The organism is Streptomyces sp. ISL-66, assembly GCF_018614135.1.
Lineage (GTDB): Bacteria > Actinomycetota > Actinomycetes > Streptomycetales > Streptomycetaceae > Streptomyces.
The window spans coordinates 1-19,549 of sequence record NZ_JAGGOW010000082.1 but is presented as its reverse complement, the minus strand read 5'-3'; the positions used below and the strand labels follow the sequence as shown (position 1 = coordinate 19,549).

At 72.0% G+C, this 19,549-nt stretch carries 15 protein-coding genes and 1 pseudogene; 2 read left to right on the top strand and 14 right to left on the bottom strand.

Going from position 1 to position 19,549, the window contains the following annotated elements:
- Window positions 1–2: 2 nt before the first annotated feature.
- The 8 genes from J7E97_RS16765 to J7E97_RS16730 form a co-directional block, all read right to left on the bottom strand.
- Window positions 3–2,063 (bottom strand): SpoIIE family protein phosphatase, encoded by a 2,061-nt coding sequence (locus J7E97_RS16765; protein WP_215027857.1) that lies wholly within the window; start codon window positions 2,061–2,063, stop codon window positions 3–5.
- Between the two features lie 118 nt (window positions 2,064–2,181).
- Window positions 2,182–3,135, bottom strand: a complete 954-nt coding sequence (locus tag J7E97_RS16760; protein ID WP_215027855.1) for a hypothetical protein — start codon at window positions 3,133–3,135, stop codon at window positions 2,182–2,184.
- Window positions 3,136–3,229: 94 nt separating this feature from the next.
- Complete coding sequence (locus tag J7E97_RS16755; RefSeq protein WP_374224167.1) at window positions 3,230–4,690, bottom strand: APC family permease; 1,461 nt, start codon at window positions 4,688–4,690, stop codon at window positions 3,230–3,232.
- A gap of 225 nt (window positions 4,691–4,915) precedes the next feature.
- Complete coding sequence (locus J7E97_RS16750; RefSeq protein WP_215027853.1) at window positions 4,916–6,334, bottom strand: NAD(P)/FAD-dependent oxidoreductase; 1,419 nt, start codon at window positions 6,332–6,334, stop codon at window positions 4,916–4,918.
- A gap of 74 nt (window positions 6,335–6,408) precedes the next feature.
- A complete protein-coding gene (locus J7E97_RS16745; protein WP_215027851.1) occupies window positions 6,409–7,233 on the bottom strand; it encodes an inositol monophosphatase family protein in 825 nt (274 codons plus the stop codon).
- 159 nt (window positions 7,234–7,392) lie between these two features.
- The gene (locus J7E97_RS16740) at window positions 7,393–7,599 is read right to left on the bottom strand and encodes a hypothetical protein (RefSeq protein ID WP_215027849.1); all 207 of its coding nucleotides are present in this window, start codon (window positions 7,597–7,599) and stop codon (window positions 7,393–7,395) included.
- A 202-nt stretch (window positions 7,600–7,801) separates the two neighbouring features.
- A complete protein-coding gene (locus J7E97_RS16735; RefSeq protein WP_215027847.1) occupies window positions 7,802–8,467 on the bottom strand; it encodes a hypothetical protein in 666 nt (221 codons plus the stop codon).
- Window positions 8,468–8,607: 140 nt separating this feature from the next.
- Window positions 8,608–11,058 carry a tetratricopeptide repeat protein gene (locus J7E97_RS16730; RefSeq protein ID WP_308346543.1) on the bottom strand — a complete coding sequence of 817 codons (2,451 nt, stop codon included), beginning with the start codon at window positions 11,056–11,058 and terminating at the stop codon, window positions 8,608–8,610.
- Between the two features lie 231 nt (window positions 11,059–11,289).
- Here J7E97_RS16730 and J7E97_RS16725 point away from each other — a divergent pair, with 231 nt between their 5' ends.
- Both J7E97_RS16725 and J7E97_RS16720 read left to right on the top strand, forming a co-directional pair.
- The gene (locus J7E97_RS16725) at window positions 11,290–11,745 is read left to right on the top strand and encodes a carboxymuconolactone decarboxylase family protein (RefSeq protein WP_215027910.1); all 456 of its coding nucleotides are present in this window, start codon (window positions 11,290–11,292) and stop codon (window positions 11,743–11,745) included.
- 107 nt (window positions 11,746–11,852) lie between these two features.
- Window positions 11,853–12,335 (top strand): iron chaperone, encoded by a 483-nt coding sequence (locus tag J7E97_RS16720; RefSeq protein ID WP_215027843.1) that lies wholly within the window; start codon window positions 11,853–11,855, stop codon window positions 12,333–12,335.
- Window positions 12,336–12,627: 292 nt separating this feature from the next.
- On the opposite strand, the gene J7E97_RS16715 is transcribed toward J7E97_RS16720, so the two are convergent.
- The 6 genes and pseudogenes from J7E97_RS16715 to J7E97_RS16690 form a co-directional block, all read right to left on the bottom strand.
- Window positions 12,628–14,154, bottom strand: coding sequence for an NCS1 family nucleobase:cation symporter-1 (locus J7E97_RS16715; protein ID WP_215027841.1), 1,527 nt, complete (start codon window positions 14,152–14,154; stop codon window positions 12,628–12,630).
- 123 nt (window positions 14,155–14,277) lie between these two features.
- Window positions 14,278–15,294, bottom strand: coding sequence for a TIGR03842 family LLM class F420-dependent oxidoreductase (locus J7E97_RS16710; protein WP_215027839.1), 1,017 nt, complete (start codon window positions 15,292–15,294; stop codon window positions 14,278–14,280).
- 49 nt (window positions 15,295–15,343) lie between these two features.
- Window positions 15,344–16,732 carry a dihydropyrimidinase gene (gene hydA / locus J7E97_RS16705; RefSeq protein WP_215027837.1) on the bottom strand — a complete coding sequence of 463 codons (1,389 nt, stop codon included), beginning with the start codon at window positions 16,730–16,732 and terminating at the stop codon, window positions 15,344–15,346.
- Between the two features lie 193 nt (window positions 16,733–16,925).
- Window positions 16,926–18,221, bottom strand: a complete 1,296-nt coding sequence (locus J7E97_RS16700) for an aspartate aminotransferase family protein (protein ID WP_308346542.1) — start codon at window positions 18,219–18,221, stop codon at window positions 16,926–16,928.
- Complete coding sequence (locus J7E97_RS16695) at window positions 18,218–19,060, bottom strand: nitrilase-related carbon-nitrogen hydrolase (RefSeq protein WP_215027835.1); 843 nt, start codon at window positions 19,058–19,060, stop codon at window positions 18,218–18,220. The genes J7E97_RS16700 and J7E97_RS16695 overlap by 4 nt, the downstream gene beginning before the upstream one ends.
- 203 nt (window positions 19,061–19,263) lie before the next feature.
- A pseudogene (locus tag J7E97_RS16690) lies at window positions 19,264–19,549 on the bottom strand (hypothetical protein); the annotation flags it as partial.

Here is a 19,549-nt window from a genome sequence, read left to right as displayed (position 1 = left end):
CCCTAGGGCAGTTCCAGGGTCCGGGCCAGCAGGACCGCCACGTCGTCCTGCGGGGCCGCCGGGAGGAGCCGGGCCAGGATGTCGTCGCACAGGGCCTCCAGTGGCTGCTCCGTGCCCTCCAGGGCGGCCGCGAGCCCCGTCATCCCCTCGTCCAGGTCGCGGTCCCGCGACTCGATCAGGCCGTCCGTGTAGAGCACCAGCAGGCTCCCCGGGGGCAGCCGCACCTCCTCGGTGCGGAACTCCCGGCCGCCCGTGCCGAGCGGGGTTCCGGGCGGGCCGTCCAGGAAGCTCACGGCCCCGGCCGCCGTGACCACGGCCGGGGGCGGATGGCCCGCGCGGGCGATGACGCACGCGCCCGTCGCCGGGTCGTGGACGGCGTAGACGCAGGTGGCCATCTCGTCCTCGCCGAGGTCGGCCACCACCGCGTCCAGCGAGCGGAGCATCTGCTCGGGCTCCACGGCGTGCCGCGCCAGCGTCCGTACCGCCGTGCGCAGTTGGCCCATGACGGCGGCCGCGTGGATGCCGTGGCCCATCACGTCGCCGATCACCAGGCCGGTCCGGCCGTCCGGGAGCTGGATCACGTCGAACCAGTCGCCGCCCACGTCGTGGTCGCTGGCCGGCAGGTAGCGGCCGGTCAGCTCCAGGCCGGCGACCTCGGGCAGCGCGTTGTTGGTGAGGCTGCGCTGCAGCGTCAGGGCCGCCGCGCGCTGGCTGGTGTACATCCGGGCGTTGTCGATGTTCAGGGCCGCCCGCGCGACCACCTCGTCGATCAGGACGCAGTCCTCGTGGTCGAAGACCTCGCGCCCGCGCGCCCGGGTCACCACCACCACGCCGAGCACCCGGCCGCGGGCCACCAGGGGGACCATCCGGGCGCAGCCGAGGGTGGCCAGGTAGGCGCGCAGCGCGGCCGCGCGCGGATCCTTGATCAGGGCCGGGATGTCGGCCGTGTAGAGGTTCATGGCCTGGCCGTCGGTGATGACCTGCTCGTACGCGGTGCCGACGGGGATCTGGAAGGTCTGCCCGGCGATCAGCTTGGCGGTGGGGGCGGCCGGGTCCGGGAAGACGGCGGCCAGCCGCCGGAGCACGCCCCGGGTGGAGGCGGCGGCCTCGTCGGGTTCCAGTACCGCTTCCAGGAGCTGTACGTCGGCCGAGTCCGTGAGCTGCGGTACCAGCACCTCTACGAGCTCCTGGGCCGTCTGGCTGAGGTCCAGCGTGGTGCCGATGCGGGTGCCGGCCTCGGCGAGCAGGGCGAACCGGCTCCGCGCCCGCTCGGCCTCGGCCTGGGCGCGCTGACCGTCGGTGATGTCGATGAGGGAGGCGATCACGCCGAGCGGCCGCCCGGAGCCGTCGAGCAGCGGGGCGTAGGAGCAGGACCAGGTCCGGTCGTGGTCGGGGTCGGCGGAGGTGCGGCCGGTGCGGCGCACGTCCACGACGGCCGTCCCGCGCTCCAGTACCTGCCGCATGAGGCGTTCGAGGGCGGCCGCGTTGACCCCGGGCACGACCTCGGTGAGCCGTTTGCCGATGTGCTCGGCGGCCGACACCCCGTTCATCCGGGCGAGGGCGTCATTGACGCGCAGGAAGCGCAGGTCGGTGCCGAGGGTGCCGAGGCCGATGGGCGACTGGGTGAAGAGGCTCTGGAGGGCGGCGAGCGAATCGCGCATCCGCAGCACCTCGGTGGTCTCCACGGCGATGAGCATGGCCCCGGTGCGCCCCTGCGGGTCGGGGGCGGGCAGGATCCACATCTCCATCGGGACCCGGTGGCCGTCCCGGTGGCGCACGGGCAGGGTGCCGACCACGGTCTCTCCGGCCTGGACCCGGCGGGTCAGCTGGTCGGCGAGCTCGTGATTGGCCTCGGGGACGAGCACGGAGGACCCGAACCGCCCGAGGATGTCCTCGGGGCGGTGGCCGAGCAGGTCCTGGGCGGCCAGCGACCACTCGACGACGCGCCCGTCGGCGTCCTCCCGCCACAGGGCGATGGGAAGCAGCTCGCTCAGGACGCCCGCGTACCCGACAGCAGCCCCCGGCTGGTCCGGTACCTCGCTCGTCTCCTGGTACGTGTCCAATGCGCCGACCTCACCCCGGGGGGCCCGATTCCTACCGAATCACACTAGCCGAGGGTGCGGGGAGCGGCGCTGTGTGGGGATGCCCCGGCCCGACGCGGCCGTGCGCGGGGTCACGGCCTCAGCGTGACGCGCCGAGTGCCGCCCGGTCGCGCCAGCGGCTGAAGAGGCTCTCCGGATCGCCGCTGTACGACCACGGGATCCGTGTGGCCCGGTTGTCCAGGAGGGTGAAGACCTCCACGGACTCCTCCTCCATGCCCGCGTGGACCAGACCGTGGGCGAGGTAGTTGAGGTCCGCGACGTCCTGGGCGTAGGGCCTGGTGCGCCGCGCGATCCAGTTCTCCAGCGCCGTACGCAGGTCCCAGCGTGCCCGCTCGCCGCTCCAGTGGGTGGCCAGCGCGATCGCCGACCGCCCCTGGGTCTCGCTCTCGTGCCGGTACTGCTCCGCGCGTGCCACTTGCGGAAGCACCGCGAGGGGCGAACCGGGGGGAGCGTAAACGGCGCCGTCCCAGGCGAAATTGTAGGACTCTCCGTGCGAACCGTGCCAGCGGGCGGAGAAGTAGCGCAGCACCTGGTGGTGGCCCTCGCGGTGGTGGGGGGCGCGGGCCCGCAGTTCCCGCCACCAGTGGCCCATGTTCGGGTCGCCGCCTTCGTACAGTCTGCCGAGCGTGACGAGGGAGACGTAGGGGTGCGGGTCGGCGGGTGCCAGGTCGCAGGCCCGCAGGCAGGTCCGGGCCACCTGGTCCAGGCCGTCCTTCGGGGGCATCGCCCCGCTGCGCGCGGCGGCGAACATCCGCATCACCTCGGTCTCCGCGCGCAGTATGGCGGCGTCCGGGTTGGCCGGGTCGGCGGCGTGCCAGACGTCCACGGTCCGGCTGCTCGCCGCCGCGTCCGCGAGCAGCCGTATGCGGTGCGCACGCCGGTCCCAGTCGTCGCGGGGGTGTTCCGCGAGGAGGTCGCGGGCCCCTTCCCAGCGGCCCATCACCATGTCCTGGCGGCATTCCTCGAGACCGCGATCGCCGAACGCGTGATCGTAGACCGGTGCTCCTGAACGCCGGCGCAGCCAGGCCGCCATGCACATTCCTCGATTCGGTTCTCTTCGATGGGGGACGCGGGCCGCGGGACCTCTGGGTTCCTCGGGTCCTTGGGGTCCTCGGGGTCGTCGGACTTCAGAAGTCGGTGAGGATCCCGTCGCGCCGTTCCGCCGCCGCGAGGCCCCCGGCGGCGGCCGCTCCCCCGTGCAACTCGTCCACCGCGTCCGCCTGTTCGGGATCCAGCGGCCGGGGCCGGAAGTACGAGACGCCCTGGAGCCGGGAGAAGGTCATCGGGATCAGGCCCAGCGCGAGCGCCCCGAGGCCGATGGCCAGCGCACTGCCGGTCAGTTGGGGAACCGACATGGCGAAAATCCAGATCATGAACAGGGCTCCGCCGAGCGGCCACAGCCCGATGAAGAGGAAGGTGCCCACGGACCTGAACAGCACCTTGCGGTAGGCAGCGACGACCGACAGGCCGGCGAGGGCGTAGTAGAAGGCGATGTGCAGGCCGATGCCGCTGACGGCGTCCCGTACGAACTGCGCGCCGGAGCCGGCCGCGGCGGAGACGGTGACGAACAGGAGCGCCACGGCGGCCACGGTGGCCGTGGCGACGGAGGGCGTCTGCCAGTCGCGGTGGATGCGGCCGAACACGGCGGGCACGGTGCGGTCGCGGCCCATGGCGAAGAGCGTGCGGGTCGCCTGGAGGAGGCTCGTCTCCAGGGTGGCGACCATGGACAGCACGACGGCGAGGACGAGCAGCCGGCCGCCCCAGCCCGGCCAGACGGCGTCGCCGAGCACGGAGAGGAAGCCGTCGGGGTTCTTCCGTACCGCGTCCGCACCGATGAGGATGTTGGTGGCGATGGTGAAGACGACGAAGACCGCGAAGGAGACCACGACACCGATCAGGCCGCCGAGGCCGAAGGAGCGGCGACCGGTGCGGGTCTCCTCGTTGAGGTTGCTGGAGACGTCCCAGCCCCAGTAACTGACGCCCGCTATCAGCGCGCCGGCGACGAAGCTGTGCGACGCGTCGAAGTGCCCGAAGCCGAACCAGGAGAGCGAGAAGTCCGCCGCGTTCCCGTCCTTGGCCAGGGCGGCGACGGCGAAGGCCAGGAGCAGCGCGAGCTGGACACCGGCGAGGATCCGGCGGGCGTACGGGCTGATCCGGGCGCCCTGCGCCACCACGCCCGCCATGAGCAGGAACCAGCCGGCGCCGACGGCCGTGGCCAGGCCGGTGTTCGCGGCCAGGTCCGGGCTGATGAGGGCGAGCGTGGCACTGCCGGCGGGGAGGGTGGCGGAGACGAGGAAGGCCGTCGCGGCGACGACCAGGGCCCAGCCGCTGAGGAAGCCGAGGAAGGGGTGGAGGGCCCGCGCCACCCAGGCGTAGCTCGCCCCGGCGTTGACGTCGAGGCGTCCGAGGTGGCGGAAGGCCAGCGCGATGCCGACCATCGGTATGGCGCAGTACAGGAGCACCGCGGGGCCGGCGACGCCGACGGTGGCGACGAGTACCGGGAGGGTCGCGGCGACGGTGTACGCCGGCCCGCAGCCCGCGACCGCCATGACCACGGAGTCGAACGTCCCCAGAGAACCGGCTCGCAGGCCACCTCCGTATCTACCGGCCCGCTTGCCCACTGACTCTCCCTCTTCACCACCACGTACAGGTGCATGATCATGCACACGGCAGGAGGAAGGCACAAGCCTTACTGGTCGGTTTCTTTGGTGAACATCCCATTCGGAGGCGCACTTCATCCGCATCGACGATCCGGTGCTTCGGATTTCGTTGTACGGGACCAGTCTGATGCGGGGTGTCCGATCTGCGGGGTGTCAGGATCCCTTCCGCAGGTGGCGCCAGACCGCCTTGGCCGCGTTGTGGCCGGACATGCCGTGCACGCCGGGGCCGGGCGGGGTCGCCGAGGAGCAGAGGAAGACGGCCGGATGGCTGGTCGAGTACGGGGCCAGGGAGAGCTTGGGGCGCAGCAGGAGCTGGAGCCCGGTGGCGGCCCCGCAGGCGATGTCCCCGCCGACGTAGTTGGGATTGCGGGCGGCGAGCTGCGGCGGGCCGGCCGTGGCGCGGGCGAGCACCAGATCGCGGAAGCCGGGGGCGAAGCGCTCCAGTTGGCGTTCGACGGCGTCGGTGAGGTCGCCGTCCCAGCCCGACGGGACGTGCCCGTAGACCCAGAAGGTGTGCTTGCCCTCGGGCGCCCGCCCCGCATCGACCAGGCTCGGCTGCGCGGCGATGAGGAAGGGGGTGCGCGGAGCCCGCCCGCTGGAGGCCAGCTGCAGGGCGGCGTCGATGTCGCGGGTGCGCGGGCCGACCTGGACGGTGCCGGCCCGGCGCGCCTCCTCGGCGGTCCAGGGGACGGGGCCGTCCAGGGCATAGTCCAGCTTGAACACGGAGGCGCCGTAGCGGTAGCCGTCGTACACCCGGCCCAGGCGCGCGATACGGGCCAGCGCGGTCGGCGAGGTGTCGAAGACGTACGCCCTGGCCGGCGGGAGGTCGTCGAGCCGCTTGACCTCGAAGCCGGTGTGGACGGCGCCGCCGAGGTCGCGCAGGTATCCGGCGAGGGCGTCGGAGATGGACTGCGAGCCGCCGCGCGGCATCGGCCAGCCGCCGGCGTGCGCGGCGAGGGCGAAGACCAGGCCGACGGCACCGGTGCCGATCCCTCCCAGCGGGGCGATGACGTGCGCGACGAGCCCGGCGAACAGGGCGCGCGCCCGGTCGTCCCGGAAGCGGCTCAGCAGCCAGGTGGACGGCGGGAGCCCGGCCAGCCCGAAGCGGGCGAGGGTGATCGGGTCACGGGGCAGGGCGGTGCCCGGCAGGGACATGAAGTCCCGGGCCAGGGTGTCCCATTTGCCGAGGAACGGCTCCACCAGGCGTCGGTACGCGCCCGCGTCGCGCGGCCCGAAGGACGCGGCCGTCTCCGCCACGGAGCGGGAGAGCACGGCGGCGGTGCCGTCATCGAAGGGGTGCGCCATGGGCAGCGGGGCGTGCAGCCACTCCAGCCCGTACCGCTTCAGGGGCATGGTGGCGAAGACCGGCGAGCCGGCCCCGAGCGGGTGCACGGCCGAGCAGGGGTCGTGCCGGAAGCCGGGGAGGGTGAGCTCCTCGGTCCGGGCTCCGCCGCCGACGGTGTCCGCGGCCTCGAAGACGGCCACCGAGAAGCCGCGCCGGGCCAGTTCGACGGCGGCGGTCAGCCCGTTGGGCCCGGCCCCCACCACGACCGCATCGAGAATCGACGGCACTTGCGACTCCTTCGTCCGGCGGCGCCACCGCCCCCAGGGTATTGCGCTTGTCCATACGCGCTATAGGTGAAGGCTCACTCTCCCCTGAGCAGCTCTCGGATCCGTACCGCGGTGGCGTCGTCCCGGCCCACCGCGAAGGGAAGCGCGTTGTCCCGGTCCACCCGGAAGGGGACACGGTCCACGGTGCTCTGCGCGCCACCCGCCTCCGCGACCAGGAGCAGCCCGGCCGCGTGGTCCCAGGCCGAGGGCCAGGTGAAGGCCAGGCCGTCCATCTCGCCACGGGCCACCCGCAGGTACTCCAGCCCGGCCGAACCGCACGGGCGGGGGGCCACTCCGGGCACCTCCAGGCGCGCCAGCGACCGCCGGTCGTCCTCGGAGGTGTACAGCGGGTGCGCGATGGCCACGCGCAGGTCCGCGCCCGGCTCCGGCGAACCGCTGAGGACGCGCACGCCGTTGACGTACGCGCCCTGCCCGCGCACGGCGGTGGCCATCTCCTCCAGCGCCGGGGCGAAGGTCCAGGAGGCGAGTATCTCCCCGCGGTGCGCGAGCGCGACGAGCGTGCAGAACGCCGGGTCGCCGTGCACGAACTGCCGGGTCCCGTCGACCGGGTCCACGATCCACACGGGGGCGTCCTCGCGCAGCGCCCCGTACGCCGTCGGGTCGGCGTGCACCGCTTCCTCGCCGACCACCGCCGAGCCGGGCAGCAGTCGGGTCAGCTCGGCCGTGAGGTACTCCTCGGCCTTGCGGTCGGCGGCGGTCACCAGATCGTGCGGGCCGCTCTTCTGGTCCACCTCGTGCTCGGCGAGCCGGCGGAATCTCGGCATGATCTCGATCGCCGCCGCCTTGCGGACGGCCTCGTCGACGGCTGACAGGTCATGGGCGAGGAATGGTTCGATCATGCCTCCAGCAAAGCACGACCAGCTGACAATCCCCACCGACGGACCCGGCCGCGGGCCCGGTCGGACCGGAACCCGGGTCACCTCCTGGGGGGGGCGCCCCCTGCCCGCGCCAGACCGGCCGGGACCTGGCATTCCCCGCTCCCCCGCCTGCGTTCACGGCTACGCGCCGTCCGACGTACCCTGCGGGGCAAGGTGCTCGGACTCGCCGTCGACGGCGAGCCGCTGCTGCGGGTCGAGGTGCTCGAAGGCTCCGTCCTGGCCCTGCGGCGCGACGGCGGCATGGTTGTCCGCGAGGGCCGGGACCGCGCCCAGCGCGGTCAGGGCGAAGGCTGCGGTGGCGGCTATGGCTGCGGCTCTGGCGTTCACGGTGGTCCCCCCCGGATCCGGCCGGCCCTCGGGCGGGCAGGCTCGGGGACCAGGCTGTCAGGCGCGGGCGGCGTCCTGCAACAGAGTCGGGGCGATCTCCTGGGCTCGGGGCTCCGGGCACGGGGTCGGGGCTCGGGGCTCCGGGTCGGGGGCCGCCCGCTTCCGTTGTCCGGCGCGGTGGGGCCTACCGGTCGGCGCCGTCTTACGGGCCCGGCCTCGCGGACGCCAGCACCCGCCCGACCGGGGCCGCCGCCGACCGCACGGACTCCGTTCCTTGCCCGGGCCGCCCCGTATAGCGGACCGCGAAGAGGTCGGCGCCGCGCAGGACGGTCAGCTCGATGAAGTGGACGCCCTGGACACCCAGGCCGTCGGGCCCGTAGGAGTGCGTGACGAGGTAGGCGGCGTCCCCGATCCCGGTCTGTTCCTCGTACCCGTCCGGACCGGGCGGACCGCCCGACGGACCTCTCCGATCACGCCGAACCCCCGCCTTGCTGCCCGCGGCCCGCGCCCGGTACTGGTCCCGGGCCCGCACCGGCGCCGCGGCGCAGGAGGCGCCGATGAGATAGGGCGTACAGCCGTCGAAGCGCACGAGACCGAATTCCAGCGCCGCCGGGTCCCCGGCCGCCGGGGCGCCGCTCACGATCCGGCAGTCCGCCCGGAAGTTCCTGGGATCCGATCGTCCCGGCCGCATCCGGCCCTGGCTGTCCCGCGCGTCGACGGCGTCGGGCACCAGCCGGTGGATCACCGAGCTGTCGACCACCGTGCACAGCCCTTCGGCGAGGTACGGAGCCCTGCTCCAACTGCCCGTCAGGGAGAGGACGTTCACCGCCAGGAGCGCCAGGCACACGAAGCCGGTGTACACGGACATCACGACCAGGGCGCGCCGCGCCCCGGTCCGACCCGTGTCCGCGCCCTTGCTCCTGCTCCTGCCCCTGCCCCTGCCCCTGCCCCTGGAACGATGCGTCCCCATCCGGGCAGCATAGGTCGGCCGGGACCCCACCGGAACGGTCAGCGATCCCCGGGGTCCAGCTCGCGCAGGACGGCCCGGCCCGCCGCGCGGTGCCCGGCGGCCGCGGCCGGGTCGGTCGCGTCGAGCACGATCGCGATGCCCTCGTGGGCCAGCGCTTCCTCGTACCGGTTCCCGAGCCGCGGGGCCAGCTCCAGCGCCTGCCGGTGCAGCCGCAGAGCCTCCTCGGGCAGGCCGGCGAGCCGGCAGGTCTCGGCGTAGCCGTTGAGGAAGTGGATCTTCCAGTGCTCCTCGAACAACTCGTCCAGCAGCGCGAACGCCTGCCGGTGACCGGCCAGCGCCTCCTCGTAGCGGCCCATGTGACGCAGCGCGACGCCCAGGCAGTTGAGGCACCACGCCTCGTTGTTCATGTGCCCGTCCTCGCGGGCCAGCTCCAGCGCCCGGTGCAGGTGCTCCACCGCCTCGTCGGGCGCCTCGGCGGCGATGGCCACGCCCAGGGTGATCCGCGCCGTCAGCGTCGGCGGCCACGCGGGGTCCGGGTGGGGAACGGCCAGCACCTCACGCGCCCGCCGCGCCGCCTCCTCGCGGTGCCCCAGCTGGAGCATCGCCCAGGCCTGCGAAGCCGCCGCATGGGCCACGCCCGTCGGGCAGCCGATCTGTTCGAACAACTTCCCGGCGAGGCCGAAGAGTTCGAGCGGCTCCTCGACACTCCCCTCGTCCCAGCTCAAATATCCCCGCCGCATGGCCAGTTCGGCCTCGAACCGCACGTCTCCCGCCCGGGACACCTGGAGTTCGGCCGCTTCGTACGCGGCGCTCGCCTCCGCCATCCGGCCCGCGTTGTAGCGCGCGAAGCCCAGGTCGCTGTGTGCCTCGGCCAGTTGCAAAGGATCGCCCAGGCGCTGGGCGGCCACCAGCGACCGCTCGAAGAGGGAGTTGAGGTGGGTGGTGCCGCAGCGCCGGGCGAAGTACGCCCGTAGGAAGCGCGGGAGCTCGCACACGTGCACGTCCGCCCCGATGGCGACCGCCATCTCGAACGCGGCGATCATCGCCTCGTACTCGGCGACGAGCCAGGCGAGGGCCGCGTGCTTGTCCTCGAACCGGGGCAGCTCGGCCGGCGGCCGGCCCGCGGTGACCGACCGGCCGGGCGACAGGACCGGTATCGCGGCGTCGGCGGCCGCGGCCGCGTGCACGTAGTAGTCGAGGAAGCGCCCGAGCGCCCGGCCCCGCTCGGCCCGCGCATCCTGTTGCTCACCGGCCCGGCGCGCGTGCTCGTGGACCAGGTCGTGCAGCCGGTAGCGGCCCGCCGTCGGCTGCTGGACCAGGTGCGCGTCGAGCAGGTCCTCGAGCATCGCCCGTGCGCTCGGCAGCGGTACGTCGGCCAGGGCGGCGGCCGCGTACTCGTCGAAGGAGGTACCGGGCAGCAGACCCAGCATCCGGAACAACCGGGCCTGGCTCCGGTCCAACTGCTTGACGGACATGGCGAACGCGGCGTCGAACTCGCTCGCGCCCTGCGACAGCCGCTCGACGAGGATGCCCGCGGTCCAGCCCGGCCGGTGGCGCAGCCGGGCCGCGGCGAGCCGCAGGGCCAGCGGCAGGTGGCCGCACAGCCGCAGCACCTCGGCGGCGGACTCCGGATCCCGGCCGAGCCGCCCGTCGGGGCCGCCGGGGTCGCCGCTGGCACGGGCCAGCAGTTCCGCGCTCTCCTCGGGGCTCAGCACGTCCAGCGACACCGGGGGCACCCCGTCCAGGCCCAGCAGCCGGTTGCGGCTCGTGATCAGGGCGACGGAGGGGCCGGCGCCGGGCAGCAGCGGGCGGACCTGGTCGGCGTCGGCGGCGTTGTCGAAGACCACGACGGCCCGCCGTCCGGCCAGCTCCGCCCGCCAGCAGGCGGCCAGTTGTTCGATGCCCTCCTGCGGGACCTTCTCGGACGGCACGCCGAGGGCTCCGAGGAGCATCCGCAGCGCGGAGTCGGGACCGAGCGGCTCCCGTCCCTCCGTGAACCCGTGCAGGTCCACGTAGAGCTGCGCGTCCGGATAATCGGCGGCGAGCCGATGTGCGGCGTGCACGGCCAAGCAGGTCTTCCCGACGCCGGCCATGCCGTCGACGGCGACCACCTGATGTCTCTCCACCGCGCCGAGCACGGCGGCGAGTTGATCCACGCGTCCGGTGAAGTCGGTTACGTCGCGCGGCAGATCGTTGCGGGGCCGCGGCTGGGCCTGCCGACTGGCCTTCGGGGGCGCCGGCAACGGGTTCGAGGACCGCTCCCACAGGGGCCGCAGGGGACGCGGATCACGCTTCACGACCCGGCAGAGGGCGATCACCGCGGGCCAGGGCGGCACGGTCTGCCCACTGAGGTAGCGCGAGAGCGAGGAGGAACTGAGCCCGGCGTCCCTGGCCAGGGCCCGCACGCCGAGCCCGGACAGCTGCTGGAGCAGCCGCAGCCGGGCGGCCAGCTCCTCCCGCGGGTCACCGCTCGCCGTGCGCCGTTCCACGTCCACCGCTTCCCCCGCTCCCCGGCGTCCCCGCACCTCTGTCCCGCCGCGCCAGAAGTATTCCGGCCGCTTTCTCCGCTGGTCAAGGCTGATCCGACTGTCCCGGCCCGTCCCACGGCCGTCGTCGTGCGCGGCCGGAACGGCTGTCATGGAGTCACACCCCGGGGAGCACGGGGCACGGAAGAGCGACGAAGCGACGAAGCGACGAAGCGACAAGAGGAGCGAACCATGATGCAGTCCCGCATGCGAAACCCCGCCGTCGTCCTGGCCGACGCGATGCGGCCCATCCAGGAGATCATCAAAGCCGTGCACTCCGGCGGCGTGGACGGTCAGACCCTGGAGCTGGTCCACCTGCGGGTCAGCCAGATCAACGGCTGCAGCGCCTGCGTCGACGGCGGCACCAAGACGGCCCGCAAGGCGGGTGTGAGCGAGGAGCGCCTGGCCACGGTCGTCGCCTGGCGCGAGGCCCCGTACTTCACCGACGAGGAGCGCGCGGCCCTCGCCCTGGCCGAGGCCGCGACCCGGCTGGCCGACCGTCCCGACCCGGTGAGCGACGAGGTCTGGGACACGGCCGCCACGTACTTCGACGAGAAGCAGCTGGCCGCGATCGTACTGATGGTCGGCGTCACCAACCTGTTCAACCGCCTGAACGCCACGACCCGGCAGATCGCCGGCGCGTGGGGCTGAGCCCGGCACAGCCCCACATAGCCCCGCAGAGCCCCGCAGAGCCCCGCAGAGCCCCCCGCACGACGGTGCCACGAACGAACCGATCCGCAACCCGGAAGGAACCCGAGATGACCGCCAGGCAGAAGCCCGCCACCGGCAAGTCCTCCGCCACCGACACGACGTCCGAGCGGTTCACGGACGAGGAGCGCGACGCGATGAAGGAGCGCGCGAAGGAGCTGAAGGCCTCCGCACGCCGCATGTCGCGCACCGAGAGGGCGGCCGAGGAGGAAGCCGCCGTTCTCGCGAAGATCGCCGAAATGCGGGACGCGGACCGGGTCATGGCCGAACGCATCCACGGGATCGTCACGGCGAACGCCCCGGACCTCGCGCCGAAGCTCTGGTACGGCATGCCCTCGTACGCCAGGGACGGCAAGGTCGTCTGCTTCTTCCAGAGCGCGGAGAAGTTCAAGGCCCGCTACGCCACCCTCGGCTTCAGCGACCAGGCCCACCTCGACGAGGGGTCCATGTGGGCCACCTCGTACGGCCTGACGCGGCTGACCCCGGCCGACGAGGTCCGGATCGCCACCCTGGTGAAGAAGGCAGCGAACTGACCCCCTCCTCGGTGGGCGGCCCTCTCCCCTGCGGTGATGACGTCCCGGCCGGCCCGATGTGTCCGGGCAGCGCCGGGGGCGTCACCCCCGAGGGGCAGGGAGCCGGACGCGGGTGTCAGTCGGACTGCTCGGCGGTCCTCTCCAGGGCGGTCGTGAAGTCCGCGGCGACTGACGCGGCCAAAGGCGGTTGAGGCGTGAGACCGGTGAGGGCGCCCTCCCTCGCCACTCCCCTCGCCGTCCTCACGGGCATGACCGAGCGCTACCAGGGACGACTGGCCGAAGACGGTGCCGCTCATCCGCGCCTCCGGCCTGCCATCAGGACCACGTACACGACGAGTGACACGCCGAGTCCGACGGCCCAGCCGTAGTCCGCGAGCGGTTTGAGCAGCGGGATGATGCCGTCGGTGGGGAACGGGCCCGCCTTGTCGCCCTTCGCGTCGAGGGTCGAGTACGAGCCGCCCACGGCGAGCGCCCCGCCGACCGCGAAGGCCGCGACCGCCCGCCAGTTCCACCCGGCGGCGTACCAGTAGCCGCCGCCTGCCAGGTACAGGTCCGGGAGGTGCAGCACGGTACGGCGGATGATCCAGTAGTCGGCGATCAGGATCCCGGCGATCGTGCCGAGGAGACCGCCGACCACGCCGAGCCAGGTGAAGATGTACAGCTCGGGCGTGGAGGTGAGTTTCCACGGCATGACGAGGACGCCGACGACACCCGTGATGAGCGCTCCCCTACGGAAGTTGATGACCTTGGGCGCCAGGTTCGCGAGGTCGTACGCGGGTGAGACGACGTTCGCGGCGATGTTCACGGAGATCGTCGCGACGAAGACGGTGACGAGGGCGAAGAGCAGGCCGAAGACGTTGTCGGTCTTGGCGGCCAGTTCGACGGGGTCCCAGATCGCCGCGCCGTAGACCTTCTGCGAACCGGCCGTCACCAGAACGGAGATGAGGGCGAAGGCCGTCATCGTGGTGGGCAGGCCGAGGGTCTGGCCCCAGACCTGGGCACGCTGGCCCTTACCGAAGCGTGTGAAGTCCGGGATGTTGAGCGACAGGGTGGACCAGAAGCCGATCATGCCCATCAGGCCCGGGAAGAAGACCTTCCAGAAGTCCACGCCCCAGCCGACCTTCGACGGCTCGTGCAGCAGCGGGCCGAAGCCGCCCGCCTTGTTCGCGATCCAGACCAGCAGGACGACGGCGCCGACGAGGACGAAGGGAGCGGCCCAGTTCTCGAAGCGGCGCAGGGCCTCCATGCCCCGGTGGATGATGGCGAGTTCGAGCGCCCAGAAGATGACGAAGCACAGCCAGAGGGTCCACGGGTAGCCGCCGACCTCGGACGCGTCGCCCCACCCCCCGAAGATCTTCCCGAGGAGCACGAAGATGCCCTGCCCGCCGATCCACGTCTGGATGCCGAACCAGCAGCAGGCCACCGCGGCACGCACCATGGCTGGCAGATTCGCTCCACGTATCCCGAACGAGGCGCGGGCCAGGATCGGGAACGGGATGCCGTACTTGGGTCCGGCATGCCCGGTCAGCAGCATCGGCAGCAGCACGATCACGTTGGCGAGCGCGATGGTGAGCACGGCCTGTTTCCAGTCCATGCCGAGCGCGACCAGGCCGGAGGCCAGGGTCCAGGACGGGATGCAGTGGGCCATGCCGATCCACAGGGCCACGAAGTTGTACGTGGTCCATTGCCGGCGGGCGACCGGTACGGGCAGCAGGTCGTCGTTGACGAAGCGGTGGTCGGGAAGGCGGGTGGCCGGCGGGAGTTCGACGCGTCCCGCCGGGTCGGTTATGGGTCCTTCGGGCGGGACGGTCGCGGTCATGCTGCGGGGCCTTTCAGCTGCCGGTGCGGACGGTCGTGGCGGTCGTGCCGGTTGTGCCGGTCGTGCCGGTCGTGCCGGAGACGGCGGTCATGGCGGTCATGGCGGTCACGGCAGTCATGCCGGTCATGGCGTGAGCGCCGGGATGATCTGCGCGCCGTAGGCGTCGATCACCGCTTCCTTGGCGTCGTGCATGTCGTAGACCGCGAACTGGTCCACCCCCAGGCCACGCAGTGCCTTCAGCTTCTCGATGTGGACCTCGGCCGGGCCGATCAGGCAGAACCGGTCGACCACCTCGTCCGGCACGAACGCCGTGTCGGGGTTGTCGGCGCGCCCGTGGTGGGAGTAGTCGTAGCCCTTGCGGGCCTTGATGTACGCGGTGAGGGCCTCGGGAACCATGCCGGAGTGCTCGCCGTAACGGGAGACGAGGTCGGCGACGTGGTTGCCGACCATGCCGCCGAACCAGCGGCACTGCTCACGGGCGTGCGCGAGGGCCTGCGGCGAGTCGTCGGCGGTGACATAGGCGGGCGCGGCGACACAGATCCTGATCGCGGCGGGGTCGCGTCCGGCCTCCACCGCCGCGGCGCGCACCGCCTTGACCATCCACTCCGTCAGATACGGGTCGGCGAGCTGGAGGATGAACCCGTCCGCCTTCTGCCCGGCCAGGGCCAGCGCCTTGGGCCCGTAGGCGGCCATCCATACCGGGAGCTTCCCGTCCGTGACCCAGGGGATGCGGATCGGGTTGCCGTCGACCTGCGCCTCGCGGCCTTCCGCCAGGTCCCGGATGACGTCGATGGCCTCCCCCAGCCGGGCCAGGGTGTTCGGAGCGCGGCCGGCCACCCGCATCGCCGAATCGCCGCGCCCGATGCCGCAGACCGTACGGTTGCCGAACATGTCGTTGAGGGTGGCGAAGGTGGAGGCGGTGACCTCCCAGGTGCGGGTGCCCGGGTTGGTGACCATCGGTCCGACGTGCAGTTTCTGCGTGTTGGCCAGGATCTGGCTGTAGATGACGAAGGGTTCCTGCCAGAGCACGGCGGAGTCGAAGGTCCAGCCGTAGCGGAAGCCGTTGCGTTCGGCGCGCTTCATGAGGCTGACGACCTGGGAGGCGGGCGGGTCGGTTTGCAGGACGAGGCCGAAGTCCATGCATGGCTCCTAGCTGCTGCGTGCGGGCTTACGGCTTACGGTTTACGGCTTACAAGTACTGGCAAGTGGAGCGGTGGATGAAGGCCCCGTGGCCGGCCCGGCCGGTGAACTCGCGCCGGTCGATGACCAGTTCGCCGCGCGAGAGCACGGTGTCGACGCGTCCGGTGATCCGCTTGCCCTCGTACGCCGAGTAGTCCACGTTCATGTGGTGCGTCTCGGCGGAGATGACCTGCTCGGCGTGCGGATCGTAGAGGACGATGTCGGCGTCGGAGCCCGGCGCGATGGTGCCCTTCTGCGGATAGAGGCCGAACATCCGGGCCGGGGTCGCGCAGGCGATCTCGATCCAGCGGCGGCGGCTGATGTGCCCGTCCAGGACGGCCTGGTGGAGCAGGTCCATCCTGTTCTCCACCCCCGGAAGCCCGTTCGGGATCTTCGAGAAGTCCCCGCGGCCCAGCTCCTTCTGACCGCGGAAGCAGAACGGACAGTGGTCGGTGGAGACCACCTGGAGGTCGTTCGTCCGCAGGCCCCGCCACAGCGCCGCCTGGTGCTCGCGCGGGCGCAGCGGGGTGGAGCAGACGTACTTGGCGCCCTGGAAGTCCGGCTCCTCCAGGTTGTCGGTGGACAGGAACAGGTACTGGGGGCAGGTCTCCCCGAACACCGGCAGACCCTTGTCCCGCGCGGCGGCCAGCTCGGCCACGGCCTCCTCCGCCGAGACGTGGACGACGTAGAGCGGGGCGCCCGCGACCCGGGCGAGCTGGATCGCCCGATGGGTGGCCTCGGCCTCCAGGAGCACCTTGCGGACCTCGCCGTGGTGACGGGGGTCGCTCTCCCCGCGCGCCAGGGCCTGCTCGATCAGCACGTCGATCGCGATGCCGTTCTCGGCGTGCATCATGATCAGCCCGCCGTTGCCGGAGGCCTTCTGCATGGCGCGCAGGATCTGCCCGTCATCCGAATAGAAGACCCCCGGGTACGCCATGAACAACTTGAACGAACTCACGCCTTCTTCGACGAGTCCATCCATTTCCTTGAGCGTGCGTTCGTTGACGTCCGACACGATCATGTGAAATGCGTAGTCGATCGCGCATTGGCCGTCGGCCTTGGCGTACCAGGCGTCCAAGCCGGCGCGGAGCGACCGCCCTTGTGACTGCACCGCGAAATCGATGATCGTCGTCGTCCCGCCCCATGCGGCGGCTCGCGTCCCGGTCTCGAACGTGTCCGACGCGGAGGTGCCACCGAACGGCAGCTCCATGTGCGTGTGTGCGTCGACCCCGCCCGGAATCACATACTTGTGGGCGGCATCGATCACACGGTCGGCAGTCCAGTCCTGGCTGCCCGTGGTCGCCATCGCCACGACGCGGCCGTCCTCGATCAGAACGTCCGCATGCAACTCTTCGGCAGCAGTGATCACGAGGCCACCGGTAATGAGAGTTCTGGTCATACCTGAGAAATCCCTTCCCGTCGGAATGCGGGACTTGGAGGGCCGCCGACCGGGACACCGCGATGAAGGCGGCGTACCGGTCGGCGGCAGAAGCGGGTGTAACGACGCCGACAACCGTCCGTCACGCCGCCGTGCGTTGCGTCGTTCACCCCGCGACGCGGACGCGTTCGCCCCGTGACACGGGCGGGCGAGGCTAGTTGAGGCCGCGCAGGGCCCCGGCGAGGATGTCGGCGCCCTCTTCCGCCTCGGCGACGGTCAGGGAGAGCGGCGGCGCGATGCGCAGCACGCTCGTGTTGTGGCCGCCGCCCTTGCCGAGCAGCAGGCCGCCGGCGCGGGCGGCCTCCAGTACGGCGGCGGCCGCGTCCGGGTCGGCCCGGTCGGTGCCGGGCTTGGTGAGCTCCAGTCCGGCCATCAGGCCCCGGCCGCGGACCTCCCGTACGGCGGGCACGGTCGCGGCGATGGCACGCAGGCGCTCCAGCAGCAGGCCGCCGACGCGGCGGGCGTTGCCCGGGAGGTCGTGTTCCAGCAGGTACGCGAGGTTCGCGACGCCGGCCGCCATGGTGACGGGCGAACCGCCGAAGGTGGAGATGGAGTTGGAGTCGAGGCAGTTCATCACCTCGGCGCGGGCCACGACCCCGCCGATGGACATGCCGTTGCCGATGCCCTTGGCGAAGGTGAGGATGTCCGGCGGGCCGTTCTGGGCGTGGGCCTGCCAGCCCCAGAAGTGTTCGCCGGTACGGCCCCAGCCGGTCTGCACCTCGTCGCTGATCCAGAGGATGCCGTGGCGGTCGAGGACCTCGCGGAAGGCCCCGTAGAGCCCGTCCGGCGGGGAGGTGAAGCCGCCGACGCCCTGGATCGGTTCGGCGATGAGCGCGGCGAGACCGCCGCGGGCCTGGCCGAGGACGTCTTCGAGGTCGGCGACGCAGGCCGCGGTGAAGTCGGCGTCGTTCAGGTGCGCGAAGGGCCCGCGGGAGCGGACGGCGCCGTGCACGTAGTACGTCTGGAGCGGGGAGAGGCTCGTCGGGGACCAGCTCCGGTTGCCGGTGATCGAGACGGTGGAGAAGGACCGGCCGTGGTAGCTGTTGCGCATCGCCAGGATCTGGTTGGAACGGCGGTACGTCGTCGCGAGCAGCAGGGCGGTGTCGTTGGCCTCGGTGCCGGAGGTGGTGAAGAAGACCCGGGCGTCCGGGATTCCCGACAACGCGGCGACCCGCTCGGCCAGTTCGATCATCGGCCGGTTCAGGTACAGGGTGGAGGAGTGGATGATCCGCCCGGCCTGTTCGGAGACGGCCTTGGTGACCTCGGGCAGGGCGTGTGCGGTCATCGTGGTGAGGATGCCGCCGAAGAAGTCCAGGTAGCGGTTGCCGTCGGCGTCCCAGACGTGGCGGCCTTCGCCGTGGGTGAGCTCGATGGGGCGGTCGTAGTAGAGCGCGAGCCAGTCGGGCAGTACGGTGCGGTGGCGGTTGTGCAGGGGGATCGGGTTGGTCACGGCTGTACGAGCCCTCCGTAGGCGTCGGGGCGGCGGTCGCGGTAGAAGGCCCACTGGTCGCGGACCTCCTTGATCAGGTCGAAGTCGAGGTCGCGGATGAGGAGTTCCTCCTCCTTGTCACTGGCGACCTCCCCGACGAACTGGCCGCGGGGATCGACGAAGTAGCTGGTGCCGTAGAAGTCGTTGTCCCCGTACTCCTCCTGGCCGATGCGGTTGATGGCCGCGATGAAGTACTCGTTCGCGACGGCCGCGGCGGGTTGTTCCAACTGCCAGAGGTGGGCGGAGAGTCCGCGGTGGGTGGCGGACGGGTTGTAGACCAACTGGGCTCCGGCGAGACCGAGTTGGCGCCAGCCCTCGGGGAAGTGCCGGTCGTAGCAGATGTAGACGCCGATGCGGCCGACCGCGGTGTCGAAGACGGGCCAGCCGAGGTTGCCCGGACGGAAGTAGTACTTCTCCCAGAATCCCTTGACCTGGGGGATGTGGTGCTTGCGGTACTTGCCGAGGTAGCTGCCGTCGGCGTCGATGACGGCGGCGGTGTTGTAGTAGAAGCCCTCGGCCTCCAGCTCGAAGACCGGTACGACGATCACCATGCCGGTCTCGCGGGCGAGGGCCCGCATCCGCTGGACGGTGGGGCCGTCGGGTACGGCCTCGGCCCAGCGGTAGTGCTCGGGCTCCTGGACCTGGCAGAAGTAGGGTGCGTTGAAGACTTCCTGGAAGCCGATGATCTTCGCGCCCTGGGCAGCGGCCCCGCGGGCGTGCTCCTCGTGTTTGGCGATCATCGATTCGGTGTCCCCGGTCCAGGTGGCCTGGACCAGTGCGGCGCGGACGACTTGGGCCATGAGCTGCTCCTCGCGACGGGTACGCCGGCTTCTACGCACGTAGAGGGCTGCACGGCTGCGCGTAGGGAGTTGAAGGTAGGCCTCGCTACAGCGCGGGGCAAGACCGCCGTGCGCGGTTGGAGTAGTCGATCAAGTTATGCCCCGGATGGCGGCGGATGCGTCGGCGATGCGCCGTGGATACGTCGCCACGTGATCGTTTGCGGTCAGGGGACGGGCAGCTTCGCGACGCGCAGGGCGTGCAGCAAGTCCCGGTGGTGGGACCCCGAGAGGGCTTCGGCCGCGCGGAGCAGCCGGGGCGCGAACCACCCCGGGTCCCGGCGGGCGAGCCGGGCCGACTCCTCGGCGGTACGCACCCGGACGAAGGCCGCGAGGAGCGCGTCGGCCTCGCGGGAGCGGCCGGCCTCGCCGAGCACGAGGGCCGCCTCGGCGATCTCCGCCGCCGGGCGGGCCGCGCCCTGGCGCAGCAGGGCTTCGCAGTCGGCCGGGCCG

Excerpts from the sequence above, each read along its gene's own strand:
- J7E97_RS16725 (WP_215027910.1), top strand. The coding sequence starts at position 11,290 with ATGCAGTCCCGCATGCGAAACCCCGCCGTCGTCCTGGCCGACGCGATG.
- J7E97_RS16715 (WP_215027841.1), bottom strand. The coding sequence starts at position 14,154 with ATGACCGCGACCGTCCCGCCCGAAGGACCCATAACCGACCCGGCGGGA.
- J7E97_RS16760 (WP_215027855.1), bottom strand. The coding sequence starts at position 3,135 with ATGGCGGCCTGGCTGCGCCGGCGTTCAGGAGCACCGGTCTACGATCAC.
- J7E97_RS16745 (WP_215027851.1), bottom strand. The coding sequence starts at position 7,233 with ATGATCGAACCATTCCTCGCCCATGACCTGTCAGCCGTCGACGAGGCC.
- J7E97_RS16710 (WP_215027839.1), bottom strand. The coding sequence starts at position 15,294 with ATGGACTTCGGCCTCGTCCTGCAAACCGACCCGCCCGCCTCCCAGGTC.
- J7E97_RS16735 (WP_215027847.1), bottom strand. The coding sequence starts at position 8,467 with ATGTCCGTGTACACCGGCTTCGTGTGCCTGGCGCTCCTGGCGGTGAAC.
- hydA (WP_215027837.1), bottom strand. The coding sequence starts at position 16,732 with ATGACCAGAACTCTCATTACCGGTGGCCTCGTGATCACTGCTGCCGAA.
- J7E97_RS16720 (WP_215027843.1), top strand. The coding sequence starts at position 11,853 with ATGACCGCCAGGCAGAAGCCCGCCACCGGCAAGTCCTCCGCCACCGAC.
- J7E97_RS16695 (WP_215027835.1), bottom strand. The coding sequence starts at position 19,060 with ATGGCCCAAGTCGTCCGCGCCGCACTGGTCCAGGCCACCTGGACCGGG.